13 protein-coding genes are annotated in these 12,650 nt (G+C 64.5%); 10 read left to right on the top strand and 3 right to left on the bottom strand.

From position 1 onward, the window contains the following. Positions 1-7 precede the first annotated feature (7 nt). The 10 genes from flgC to flgL all read left to right on the top strand — a co-directional run bounded on the left by flgC (position 8) and on the right by flgL (position 10,282). Entirely contained in the window at positions 8-415 is a 408-nt protein-coding gene (flgC, locus tag RR42_RS35720) for a flagellar basal body rod protein FlgC (RefSeq protein ID WP_006162655.1), read from the top strand. 14 nt (positions 416-429) lie between these two features. Continuing rightward, complete coding sequence (locus RR42_RS35715) at positions 430-1,101, top strand: flagellar hook assembly protein FlgD (RefSeq protein ID WP_043357001.1); 672 nt, start codon at positions 430-432, stop codon at positions 1,099-1,101. 56 nt (positions 1,102-1,157) lie between these two features. Then, positions 1,158-2,399, top strand: a complete 1,242-nt coding sequence (flgE, locus tag RR42_RS35710) for a flagellar hook protein FlgE (protein WP_043356999.1) — start codon at positions 1,158-1,160, stop codon at positions 2,397-2,399. 50 nt (positions 2,400-2,449) lie between these two features. Beyond that, complete coding sequence (gene flgF, locus RR42_RS35705) at positions 2,450-3,193, top strand: flagellar basal-body rod protein FlgF (protein ID WP_043356997.1); 744 nt, start codon at positions 2,450-2,452, stop codon at positions 3,191-3,193. Between the two features lie 51 nt (positions 3,194-3,244). Further along, complete coding sequence (gene flgG, locus RR42_RS35700; RefSeq protein ID WP_043356996.1) at positions 3,245-4,030, top strand: flagellar basal-body rod protein FlgG; 786 nt, start codon at positions 3,245-3,247, stop codon at positions 4,028-4,030. Next, positions 4,027-4,710, top strand: coding sequence for a flagellar basal body L-ring protein FlgH (flgH, locus tag RR42_RS35695; protein WP_043356994.1), 684 nt, complete (start codon positions 4,027-4,029; stop codon positions 4,708-4,710). Before flgG ends, flgH begins: the two co-directional genes overlap by 4 nt. A gap of 14 nt (positions 4,711-4,724) precedes the next feature. Then, positions 4,725-5,858, top strand: a complete 1,134-nt coding sequence (locus tag RR42_RS35690; protein WP_043358519.1) for a flagellar basal body P-ring protein FlgI — start codon at positions 4,725-4,727, stop codon at positions 5,856-5,858. Positions 5,859-5,860: 2 nt separating this feature from the next. Further along, positions 5,861-6,883 (top strand): flagellar assembly peptidoglycan hydrolase FlgJ, encoded by a 1,023-nt coding sequence (flgJ, locus tag RR42_RS35685; RefSeq protein ID WP_043356992.1) that lies wholly within the window; start codon positions 5,861-5,863, stop codon positions 6,881-6,883. Positions 6,884-7,098: 215 nt separating this feature from the next. Further along, entirely contained in the window at positions 7,099-9,012 is a 1,914-nt protein-coding gene (gene flgK, locus RR42_RS35680; RefSeq protein WP_043356990.1) for a flagellar hook-associated protein FlgK, read from the top strand. A gap of 37 nt (positions 9,013-9,049) precedes the next feature. Next, a complete protein-coding gene (flgL, locus tag RR42_RS35675) occupies positions 9,050-10,282 on the top strand; it encodes a flagellar hook-associated protein FlgL (protein ID WP_043356987.1) in 1,233 nt (410 codons plus the stop codon). Between the two features lie 503 nt (positions 10,283-10,785). Here flgL and RR42_RS35670 read toward each other — a convergent pair. From RR42_RS35670 to RR42_RS41395, 3 genes are all read right to left on the bottom strand, one after another. Beyond that, a complete protein-coding gene (locus tag RR42_RS35670) occupies positions 10,786-11,337 on the bottom strand; it encodes a cytochrome b/b6 domain-containing protein (RefSeq protein ID WP_043356985.1) in 552 nt (183 codons plus the stop codon). Between the two features lie 21 nt (positions 11,338-11,358). Next, on the bottom strand, positions 11,359-11,625 hold the full coding sequence (locus tag RR42_RS35665) for a PepSY domain-containing protein (RefSeq protein ID WP_043356983.1): 267 nt from the start codon (positions 11,623-11,625) through the stop codon (positions 11,359-11,361). Between the two features lie 91 nt (positions 11,626-11,716). Beyond that, positions 11,717-12,037 (bottom strand): hypothetical protein, encoded by a 321-nt coding sequence (locus tag RR42_RS41395; protein WP_082055237.1) that lies wholly within the window; start codon positions 12,035-12,037, stop codon positions 11,717-11,719. Between the last annotated feature and the right edge of the window lie 613 nt (positions 12,038-12,650).

The following is a 12,650-nucleotide window of genomic DNA, read 5'->3' as shown; positions in this document are numbered from 1 at the left end:
GCACGCCATGCCAGCAATGAACATCTTCGAAGTCGCCGGTTCGGCCATGGCCGCGCAGTCGCAGCGCATGAACGTGACCGCGTCCAACCTGGCCAATGCCGACAGCGCGGTCGGCCCCAACGGCCAGCCTTACCGCGCCAAGCAAGTGGTGTTCGGCCTTGCCGCCACACCGGGCCAGAACGACGTGGGCGGCGTGCAGGTGGAGGGCGTGATGGAAGATCCGTCGCCCCCGCGCATGGTGCACAACCCCACGCATCCGCTGGCCAATGCCGACGGCTACGTCACGATGCCAAACGTTAACCCGGTGGAGGAGATGGTCAACATGATCTCGGCCTCGCGTTCCTACCAGGCCAACGTGGAAGTCCTCAACACCGCCAAGAACATGATGCTCAAGACGCTGACCATCGGTCAGTAAAACCGGGATACGCAATGACCACGACTTCCTCCACAGGCAGCAGCACCAGCGCCGCCGGGATCGCCAATACCCTGCAAAGCGGCAGCGCCTCCGCCGCCGACCTGCAGAACAGCTTCCTGACGATGCTCGTTACGCAGATGAACAACCAGGATCCGCTCAACCCGATGGACAACTCGCAGCTGACCTCGCAGCTGGCGCAGATCAGCCAGGTGAGCGGCATGCAGACCTTGAACACCACGCTGAACTCGCTACTGTCGCAAGTCAGCGCCAGCCGCGCGATGGATTCGGCAGCGCTGATCGGCCACACCGTGATGGTGCCGGGCAATGCCACCACGGTGGCCAGCGGCGTGCCGGGCCAGATCGGCGTGGACCTGCCGTCGACCGCCGACGCGGTCACGGTCCAGGTGGTCGACGCGAACGGCAACGTGGTGCGCAACATCGACATGAAGGGCCAGACCGCCGGCGTGCACGACATTGCCTGGGATGGAAAGAACGATGCAGGCGTTGCGGTCGCCGACGGCGACTACAGCTTCAAGGTCGCCGCGACCGCCAACGGCAAGGATGTCGTGCCGGTCGCGCTGGTCTACGGCAAGGTCAACAGCATCAGCGGTGACTCCACGGGCGTGCTGGTCGACATCGGCGGCGGCCGCACCGCACCGGTCGACGGCGTTCGCCGCATTCTTTAATCACGTGGCCACGCGCGAGACGCGCCGGCAGGATGTCAGGTAACTAGGAGAAAATCATGGGTTTCGGTCAAGGGGTAAGCGGCATCAATGCCGCCGCATCGAATCTGGACGTCATCGGCAACAACATCGCCAACGCCAACACGGTCGGCTACAAGCAATCGACTGCGCAGTTCGCCGACGTGTACGCCGGTACCAAGATCGGCTTGGGCACGACCGTGAATTCGGTGGTGCAGTCGTTCAACCAGGGCAATATCGAATCGAGCGGCAGCGCGCTCGATGTGGCCATTACCAATGGCAACGGCTTCTTCCGCCTGGCCGATTCCTCGGGCTCGGTGTTCTACTCGCGCAATGGCCAGTTCCAGCGCCAGCAGGACGGCAGCATCACCAACGCGCAAGGCCTGAAACTGACCGGCTACCCGGCTGGCACGACGGGCGGCGGCGCTGTGCAGCCGCAGCCGCTGGTGGTGCCGAACACCACCATGGCCGCCAAGGCGACCACCACCCTCGGCATTTCCTTCAACCTGAACTCCGGCAGCACCGTGCCGACCACGCCGTTCGCCAGCACCCCGGCCGCGCTGCCGACGTCGAGCATGTTCAACTACAGCTCCGGCGTCACCGTCTATGACTCGCTGGGCAACGCCAAGCAGCTCACCGCGTACTTCTCCACGGGCACGCCCGGCGCGGGCACGTTCCCGGCAGCGGGCGGCGGCGGCACCGACTGGACGATGAACCTGACCGATGCGGCGGGCAACGTGGTTGGCGCGCCGATCACGCTCAAGTTCGACTCGAAGGGCACGCTGCAGTCGCCGGCCGCCGGCGCTACCACCGCCATCAACATTGCCGCCGCCAACGGTGCGGCACCCCTGGCCATCGCGATGGACCTGACCGGCACGACGCAGTTCGCCGGCGCCAACGACACCAAGCCGCCTGTGCAGAACGGCTATACCGCGGGCAGCCTGCTCGGCTTCGCGATCCAGCCGGATGGCACCATCCTTGGCAGCTACTCGAACCAGCAGACCCAGGGGCTGGGCCAGGTCGTGATGGCCGGCTTCGGCAACGTGCAGGGCCTGAAGCCGGAGGGCAACAATGTGTGGTCCGCGACCGGCGCATCGGGCCAGGCCGTGGTCGGCGCGGCCGGCGGCAGCCTTGGCACGCTCAAGTCCAATGCGGTGGAGGCATCCAACGTGGACCTGTCCGGCCAGCTGGTCAGCCTGATCGTGGCGCAGCGCAACTACCAGGCCAACGCGCAGACCATCAAGGCGCAGGACACCGTCATGCAGACGCTGGTCAACCTGTAATGCGCAGCGTTGGCAAGACGAGCCGCACGCACGGGAACTAAAGGGACGCCATGGACCGCATGATCTATACCGCCCTGTCGGGGGCCAAGCAGACGCTCGACCAGCAGGCCGCGGTGTCCAACAACCTGGCCAATACTTCCACGCCGGGCTTTCGCGCGCAGGTCAATATGTTCCGCGCGGTGCCGGTGGTGGGGCAAGCCTCGCCAACGCGCGCATTCACACTGGCCTCCACGCCTGGCGCCGACTTCAAGGCCGGCCCGCTGACCTACACGGAGCGTCCGCTGGACGTGGCGCTGCAGGGCAACGGCTGGCTGACGGTGCAGGCACCGGACGGCACGGAGGCTTATACCCGCGCCGGCTCGCTGCAGGTGTCCGCCGACGGGCAGCTGGTTACCAGCACCGGCCTGCAGGTGATGGGCGACGGCGGCCCGATCGCGGTGCCGCCGGGCGCGCAGATCACCATCGGCAGCGATGGCACGATCACCGCGCGCGGCCCTGGCGAGACCTCAGCGGGCCTGGCCCAGGTGGGCAAGCTGCGGCTGGTCAATCCACCGCCCGATTCGATCGCCCGAGGCGACGATGGCCTGTTCCGGCTGCGCCCCGGCGCGCAGCCGCTGCAGGTTGACGCCAACATCCGCGTCGTTTCCGGCGCGATCGAAGGCAGCAACGTCAACCCGGTGGAGGCGATGGTCGACATGATCGCCAACGCCCGCCGCTTCGAGATGCAGATGAAGATGATCCAGGGCGCTGACACCAACGATCAGCGCGCCAATCAACTGCTCTCGAATAACTGAACTTTGAATTGATGTGCTGCCGCGGCTCGCGGCAGCCTTGTGAGGACAAACATGATCCGCTCTCTCTGGATTGCCAAGACCGGCCTCGATGCGCAGCAAACGCAGATGGACGTGATCTCGAACAACCTGGCCAACGTCTCCACCAACGGCTTCAAGCGTGGGCGTGCCGTGTTCGAGGAACTGATGTACCAGACCGTGCGCCAGCCCGGCGCATTGTCTTCGGACCAGACCACGCTGCCGTCCGGCCTGCAGCTGGGCACCGGCGTGCGCCCCGTGGCTACCGAGCGCATCCATACCCAGGGCAATCCGCAGCAGACCGGCAACAGCAAGGACGTGGCCGTGATCGGCCAGGGCTTCTTCCAGGTCACGATGCCCGACGGCACCACCGCCTACACGCGCGATGGCTCGTTCCAGACGGACCAGAACGGCCAGCTGGTGACGTCCAGCGGTTTCGTGATCCAGCCCGCCATTACCCTGCCGGCCAACTACACGGCGCTGACGGTCGCACGCGACGGCGTGGTCTCGGTGACCCAGCCCGGTTCAAGCGCCAACGTGCAGGTCGGCCAGCTGCAACTGGCTACCTTTGCGAACCCGGCCGGCCTGGAAAGCCTGGGCGAGAACCTGTACGTGCAGACCGATGCGTCGGGCGCGCCGAACACCACGGTGCCTGGCCTGAACGGCTCCGGCACGTTGCAGCAGAACTACGTCGAAGCGTCCAACGTGAACGTGGTCGAAGAGCTGGTGAGCATGATCCAGACCCAGCGCGCCTACGAAATCAACAGCAAGGCTGTGCAGACCTCCGACCAGATGCTGCAGCGCCTGACCCAGCTGGGATGATCATGATTGCCTCGCTGACTCGCCTGGGCGCGCTTGCCCTTTGCTGCTTCGCGACAGGTTGCGCGATGATGCCGCGCGAGCCGCTGGTCCAGCTGCCCACCTCCGCGCGGGCAGAGGTGCGCGCGCCGGCGCCGGCGAGCGGATCGATCTACCAGTCGTCGTACGCGGGCAATCCGTTGTTCGAGGATCGCCGGCCGCGCAACGTGGGCGACATCCTCACCATCGTGATCAGCGAGAACGTCAACGCCAGCAAGAACTCCGGCACCAACGCCAGCCGCACGTCCAACAGCGCGCTGGCTTTCGACGCGGTGCCCAGGGCGCTTGGCGGGCTGTTCAGCAGCGCCCAGAACGCAACCATGAGCGGCGCCAATGCGCTCAAGGCCAGCGGCGGCGCCAGCGCCACCAACACGTTCAACGGCACCATCACCGTGACCGTGCTGGAAGTGCTGGCCAACGGCAACCTCATCGTCTCCGGCGAAAAGCAGATGGCCATCAACCAGGGCGCGGAATACATCCGCTTCTCCGGGGTGGTCAATCCGCGCACGATCACCGGCGACAACGCGGTGCCGTCCACGCAGGTGGCCGACGCACGCATCGAGTACACCGCCAAGGGCTATATCGACGAGACGCAGAACATGGGCTGGCTGCAGCGTTTCTTCCTCAATGTTTCACCGTATTGATCACTGACCGCGTCATGTCCCTGTCTTCGCTCCCCGCCTCGCGCAGCCGCTTCGTCCGCGCTCTTTTCCTGGCGCTGACGCTGGGCCTGCTAGCAGGCGCGCCGCACGCGGAACGGCTGAAGAACCTGGCCAACTTCCAGGGCGTGCGCGACAACCCGCTGGTGGGCTATGGGCTCGTGGTGGGGCTGGATAGCACCGGCGACCAGACCATGCAGACGCCGTTTACCACGCAGAGCCTGACCAACATGCTCTCGCAGCTCGGCATCACCCTGCCGGCGGGCAAGAACATGCAGCTCAAGAACGTGGCCGCGGTGATGGTCACCGCCACGCTGCCGCCATTCGCGCGGCCCGGCAGCCAGCTCGATGTGGTGGTGTCGTCGATGGGCAATGCCAAGAGCCTGCGTGGCGGCACCTTGCTGATGACGCCCCTCAAGGGCGCCGACGGCCAGGTCTATGCGATCGCGCAGGGCAATATGCTGGTGGGCGGCGCGGGCGCGTCGGCCAACGGCAGCAAGGTGCAGGTCAACCAGCTGGCGGTGGGCCGCATCGCCAATGGTGGCATCGTGGAGCGCGCGGTGCCTGCGTTCCAGCCTGAAGGCGGCATCCTGAACCTGGAGCTGCGTGAAACCGACTATGGCACGGCCGAACGCGTTGTCGAGGCGATCAATCGCGCGATGGGCGGCGGCGTAGCCAGCGCGCTGGACGGCCGGGTGGTGCAGGTGCGCGCGCCCGCGGCCCCGAGCGCGCGGGTAGGCTTCATGGCACGCATCGAGAACATCGAGGTCACGCGCGCCAAGGCCGCCGCCAAGGTCATCCTCAATGCGCGTACCGGCTCGATCGTGATGAACCAGGCCGTGACGGTGGACGACTGCGCGGTGGCGCATGGCAATCTGTCGGTGGTGATCAATACGCAGCCGGTGATCAGCCAGCCGGCGCCATTCAGTGGCGGCCAGACGGTGGTGGCGCCGGTTTCGCAGATCAACATGAAGCAAGAAGGCGGCGCGCTGCAGATGGTCAAGGCAGGCGCCTCGCTGGCCGCGGTGGTCAAGGGCCTGAACGCGCTGGGCGCGACGCCGGCCGACCTGCAGACCATCCTTGAAGCCATGCGTGCCGCGGGTGCGCTGCGCGCCGACCTCGAGATCATCTGATCATGTCAGCCAGCCGCGTGGCCGCACAGGCCGAACTCTCGCAACGCTTCGCCCTGGATACGCAGGGCTTCGAAGGCCTCAAGCAAAGTGCCCGTACCGGCGCCACCCCGGAAACGCTGCGCACCGCCGCGCGCCAGTTCGAGGCGGTGTTCACGCAGATGGTGCTCAAGAGCATGCGCGACGCCACGCCGCAGGACGGTTTGTTCGACAACGAGCAGACCAAACTGTACATGTCGATGATGGACCAGCAGCTGTCCCAGCAGATGTCCACGCGCGGCATCGGCCTGGCCGACGTCATGGTGCGCCAGCTCGCGCGCGCCAGCGGCGCGGGCCTGCCGCCCGAGCTCGCCGGCGCGGCCGCGAAGCAGGCCGCCGTGCAGGCGGGCATGGACGACGCGGCCCCCGGCCTTGCGCGCACGCTGGACATGCGCAATGGCGACGCGGACGCGCCGCGTGCGGGCAGCGTGGTGGCCGGCACCAGCTGGAACCCCACCGCGGGCTTGCGTCAGTACCAGTCGCAGGACACCGGGGCCTGGCAGGGCGGCAACGCCGTGTTGCCCGAAGACACGCCGGCCCACATTAGCGCCTTCGTCTCCCGCATGGCGGGGCCGGCGCAATCCGCGGCGCGCGCCACCGGCGTGCCGGCCAAGCTGATCCTGGGTCAGGCCGCGCTCGAATCCGGCTGGGGCCGGCGCGAGATTGCCTACCCGGACGGCAGCACCACTTTCAATGTCTTCGGCATCAAGGCGGGCGCCAACTGGAAGGGCCAGGTCGCGGAAATCACCACCACCGAATATGTCGACGGCCAGCCGCAAAAGGTGCGCGCGCGTTTCCGCGCATACGGCTCGTACGACGAAGCCTTTGCCGACTACGGCCGCTTGCTGAGCAACAACCCGCGCTACGCCGAGGTGCTGGCCGCGGCTACGCCGGACGACGCCGCCCGGGGGCTGCAGCGTGCCGGTTACGCCACGGATCCGGCTTACGGTGAAAAGCTGGTCCGGATCATGCGGAAAGTGCCCGTCTGAGCGCATGCCGCGCCCTGGCAGGGCGCAGGCCGGCCGGATGCAAATTGTCGGCGCCGCGCACTAAAGTCTCCTTGTACTTCTGCCGTTACTTACATCATTCACCGCCGTCCATGTCCGGCAGCGGCGAACCGGCATCGAAGGCTTCGCGACAAGCGGCCACGGTGCACGGATCGCCGGGTCAGGCACACGGCAGCCACCAGATGCGGGGTTAGAGCATGTCTCTCTTCAATATCGGACTTTCCGGCCTGAACACGGCGCAGAACGCGTTGACGACGGTTGGCCACAATATCAGCAATGCCGCCACGGCAGGCTATACGCGGCAGAACACCCTCATCGCGTCCGCAGGTGGCCAGTACACCAGCAGCGGCTTCTTCGGCCAAGGTTCCAACACGACCTCGGTGGTCCGCGTCTACGACGAGTTCCTGACCGGCCAGCTGCGCAACGCCCAGTCCGCCAGCGCCCAGCTCTCGACGTACTCCAGCCAGATCGGCCAGATCGACAACCTGCTGGCCGACCAGACGGGTGGCATCGCACCGCTGATGCAGAAGTTCTTCGCCGCCGTGCAAGGCGTATCGGATACGCCGGCGGATCCGGCCGCGCGCCAGAACATGATCAATGCCGGGCAATCGCTCACCGGGCAGGTGCGCGCCGCCAACTCCTACTTCCAGCAGTTGCGCGATGGCGTCAATACCCAGCTGCAGAGCTCGGTGACGCAGATCAACGCCTACTCCCAGCAGCTTGCCAAGCTCAACGACCAGATCACGCGGGCTACCGCTGCCGGCGGCGGCCAGCCGCCCAACGACCTGCTCGACCAGCGCGACCAGATGGTCTCGCAGCTGACCCAGCTGGTAGGCGTCAAGGTGGTGCCGCAGGACAACACCTACAACGTGTTCGTCGGCAACGGCCAGCCCCTGGTGATGGGCTCGAACTCCTATGACCTGAAGGCGGTGCAATCGTCGGCCGATCCGTCGCGTATCACGATCGCCTACACGCAGGCCAACGGCAACGTGACCGAGATGGACGAAAGCACCCTCACCGGCGGCTCCGTCGGCGGCTTGCTCAAGTTCCGCACCGAGTCGCTGGATCCAGCGCAGAACGCCATCGGGCGGCTGTCGGTGACGCTGGCCCAGACCTTCAACGACCAGCATAAGCTCGGCGTGGACCTGACCGGCCAGATCGGCGGCAACCTGTTCAAGCTCGGCACGCCCGTCACGCTGCCCAAGAGCTCGAATACCGGCACCTCGCTGGTATCGGCCAGCATCAGCAATACGTCGCTGCTGACCACCAGCGACTACACGCTGACCTACGACGGCACCAACTATTCGCTCACGCGCATGTCGGACAACACGGTCGTGGCCACCCAGGCGGGCGCCACCGCCACCTATCCGCTGACGCTGTCGGCGGACGGCGTGGACGTCAAGATCCCGACGGCGATGTCGGCCAATGATTCCTACCAGATCCAGCCGACCCGCAATGTGGCCGCCAGCATGGACATGGCCATTACCGACCCCGCCAAGATCGCCGCCGCGGGCCCGCTGCGCGTCAGCGCAGGCACCACCAACACCGGTACCGGCACGGCCAAGGTCAGCAATGTTGCGCAAGGCTTCAGCCTGCCCGCTACCACGATCACGGCCAAGTTCAACGGCGCCAACTACGTCTTCACCGATGCGACCGGTGCTCCGGTCGTGCCCACCAGCGGCCCGACCCCCAGCGGCACTGCAACGCAATACGCGTTCAACGGTGTCACCGTCAGCTTCGACGGCACGCCCAAGACCGGCGACAGCTTCACGCTGGCGCCCAACCTGAGCGGCGTTTCCGACAACGGCAACGCGCTCGCGCTGGCCAAGCTGCAAACCACCAAGACCATCGGCGGCGTGTCGAGCTACAACGACGCCTTCGCGCAGCTGGTCAACGACGTCGGCAGCCGCGCCAAGTCGGTCCAGATCGCATCGACGTCGCAGGACAGCGTCACTACCCAGGTGCAGACGGCGCAGCAAGGCATCTCCGGCGTGAACATGGATGAGGAAACGGTCTCCATGCTGCGCTTCCAGCAGCTCTACCAGGCGAACGCCAAGGTCATCCAGACTGCCACCACGCTGTTCGATACCATCATCGGTATCGGCCGCTGATCGCTTCTGAATACCCGGATCTCCCAAAGGAACAGACATGCGCGTCGCAAGCTCCACGCTCTACCAACTCGGCCTGGCCTCGATGAACAGCCAGCAAGGCTCGTTGCTGCATGTACAGCAACAGCTCGGCACCGGGCGCCGTATCCTGACCCCGTCCGACGACCCGGTGGGCGCCACCCGGGCGCTGGTGGTCTCGCAATCCAGTGCGGTCAACAACCAGTACGCCACGTCCCGCAAACAGGCCAACACCAACCTGTCGATGGAGCTGAATTCGCTCAACAGCGTCGTCACCACCGTCCAGAACATCCAGACGCTGGTGGTGCAGGCCGGCAACGGCACCATGAGCGATGCCGACCGCGCCTCGGTCGCCTCGGCGCTGCAGGACTCATACAACCAGCTGCTCGGCCTGTCCAACGCCGACGACGGCAACGGCCAGTTCCTGTTCGCGGGTTACCAGTCGTCCACGCCGCCGTTCGCGAAGAACGGCAGCGGCGCGGTGGTCTATGGCGGCGATACCGGCCAGCAACTGCTGCAGGTCGACGTTGCCCGTCAGATGCCCACCAACGACAACGGCAACGCGATCTTCATGAGCGTGCAGTCCACCGCCACCTACGTTGCCTCCTCGCCCAGCGCCAATACGGGCACCGGCGAGTTCAGCGCGATCTCGGTGACGGATCCGACCAATGCGCTGTACGGCCACAGCCTATCGCTCAATTTCGCCACCGATGCCGTCACCGGCAAGATGCAGTACCAGGTAATGGACCAGAGCGCCGCGCCGCCGGCCGCCGTTGGCGCCCCGGTGGACTATGTGGACGGCGCCGGCATCTCGGTCGGCGGGCTCTCGCTGTCGATCAAGGGCACGCCCAAGGATGGCGATGTCGTCAACCTGCAACCCGCGAAGCAAGCAGGCACCGACATCTTTGCCAACCTGCAGAGCGTCATCAACGCCTTGAAGCAGCCGATCGTCACCACCGCCGACCGCGCCACGCTGGCCAACGCGCTGTCCACGGCAAACCGCCAGATGGCCAACTCGCTGGACAACGTCAGCACGGTGCAGACCTCGGTCGGCTCGCGCATGAATGAGCTCGATGCGCTCAACACCATCGGCACCAACCGCGGGCTGAACTACACCGAGACGCTCTCGGGCCTGCAGGACCTGGATTACTATTCGGCCATGACCGAGTACTACCAGCGCCAGACTTCGCTGCAGGCGGCGCAGCAGTCGTTCATGCAGATCCAGGGGATGAACCTGTTCAAGTATCTGGGGTAGGCGCGGCTTTTCGCGCCTGGCGAAAATGGCAACGAAAAAAACATAACGGCGGAACGCGCAAACAGATAAGTGTTTTGCACTGCTGAGTCTGGCTGCGGCCCTTGCTGGGCAAGGGTTGCGGCTATGTATTTGTCATTCGTTTCGTTGTTTTATTCACTGCCGGCTTACTAGGGTCGCGGAACGGCGCGTCCAAATCGATTTAGACGGACCTCGCATATCGCTTCAGCGCGGTCGGCCACTAGCCCACCCCGTAGCCTCAGTAGTAAAACTGGTTCGCTATGCTATGCATGCAACCATTGTCCAATTACCTTGATACCTCCGACCTCGCTGTCCTGCTGAAGGTCACCCTTGCCACCATCCTCCGCCGGGCCAGGAGCAAGCCCCAATCCTTGTCTCCCCCGGCTGCCCTCGGTCCCAATTTCCCCCTCCGCTGGAGGCAGGCTGACGCCGCCAACTGGCCAAATGAAGTTGGGATTGCGAGCATATGCGGGTTGTTCGCGAGCCTAAAGAGCTGGGTCCTCAGGGTCCTCGTCCCGTCGTTTGCGACCAGTCAGCATGGCGACGATGAGGTTCTCTTTGTGAACCTTGCCCATGGCGATGGCGGCAATGACGTGTACCGCTATCAGTACCATCAAGATATCCGCGAGTAGCCCGTGCACATCCTTCGGCCAGTCCTCGCCCCAGAACGCGTCTAGCCTCGACATCCAGCCCGTTACCGCGAGAGCAAGGATGAGCGTCCACATCGTGAGCATCATCAAAGCACCGAGCGGTGTATGACTTAGATGCCGTGTTGGTCGGCGGGCAATGATTTCTGCGAGGTCCGTGATGACCCGGGAGGGCGTGGGGACCCAAGTAGAAAACCGTGCAGGCTCCGTGCCAATGAAGCCCCAGAGGATACGAAACAGGACGAGGCCCGTGACAACATATCCGGCGGCGCGATGCAGCGGTCCGCCGGAGTCCTCGAACAAGTTCCACAGCACAAGCGTCGCTACGCTCCAATGGGTTAGACGAACCACCATATCCCAGACGCGTACCGACGCGGTGCTTGTCACCATGTTGAGCTCAACCGGCTATCGTTATTTCTCGATTTCCGATTTCACGACATCCAGCGTCTTGGTGTCGTAGTAAATCTCGGCCTTCTTGCCTTCCTTCGTGGTGCCATAGATTTCATAGCAGTTGCCATCTACTTTGAACTTCTTGATGTTGTAGCCCTGCGCCTCAATCTTCGCTTTGGCATCGGCTTCCTTCATCCATTCGGCTTTGGGATGCGCGGCGCATTTGGCGCCGGCGAATGCGCCTGTCGAGAACACGCCCGCGAGGACGAGCAAGGAAATCCGCAGCATGGAAGGTCTCCACTTCAGTATTGGATGGCCGCATAGCATATCGAAAACGAATAATAATTCGCAATACGGGATTGCCTGCAGCACCCAGAGGTCAGTCCTCGTCATCGTGCCAGCGATGCCACTCGCGGTGACGCTCCCGCCACTCATGCTCTCTCCAGCGCTGTTCACGCCACTGGCGTTCCCGCCAGGCTCGCTCGCGCCAATCGTCATAGTATCCAGGAGCAACGACCACAGGTTGCGACTCGACTACCACTGGCGGCGGAGCGTAGACAGGAGCGGGGGCATACACCGGCGCAGCTACGAAGGGTAGCGGGAGGCCGATGCCGACACCAACATTCACATGAGCGTGCGCGCCGGCGGATGCAACTGCGGCGGCCGCCGCCAGGATGGCGAGCGAAACAATCTTCCTCATGGTTACATATCCTCTTTGATTACTGCCTACCTGAATGGACCTCGCCGCAGGACAGGCTGGCGTGAAAAGTCAGAGGCAGTTGCCAACAAAAACGAGAGGAGCGGAATGTTCGTTGACGGAGTCGCCCCAGGATTTTGTATCCAAATCTGTCCGCAGGGCGTAGGTGCCGGGAGTATGTCGCCTGGCATGGCAATGGATGACACGCCGGGGCGACCCCCGCCGGGGAACTCGGACTAGATGCGAGTGCAGTGTTCCAATTGCTGCATGCGGGCTTCATCCGAACAGTCAGCGAAGCCAATGACGAGCCTGCTGTTCAGTCGTCTGCGGAAGTGCCGCCTTTATCCGCAAAGTCCGAAGCGCCCCTCCAAATGCGGCCACTTGCCACGGCCAGGATGTATCTCACGGACGCAATGGCCTGAGCGTTCGGCACGACGGACCATCCTGTCAGGAGGTGGCTCATCGAAGCAACGGACCCAGCTTCCGTCGAGGTGGTGTTCGGAAAATTCCTTGGGATACTGCAGGAAATTGCCACGCCGTCGATGGCGGGGCAAATCGAGGAATCGATCCGGAGTCTTATGTCCGTTGGCAACCAGGATTTGGTGTGCGGTTTAGA

The organism is Cupriavidus basilensis, from assembly GCF_000832305.1.
Lineage (GTDB): Bacteria > Pseudomonadota > Gammaproteobacteria > Burkholderiales > Burkholderiaceae > Cupriavidus > Cupriavidus basilensis_F.
This window is presented reverse-complemented; position numbering and strand designations above follow the sequence as displayed.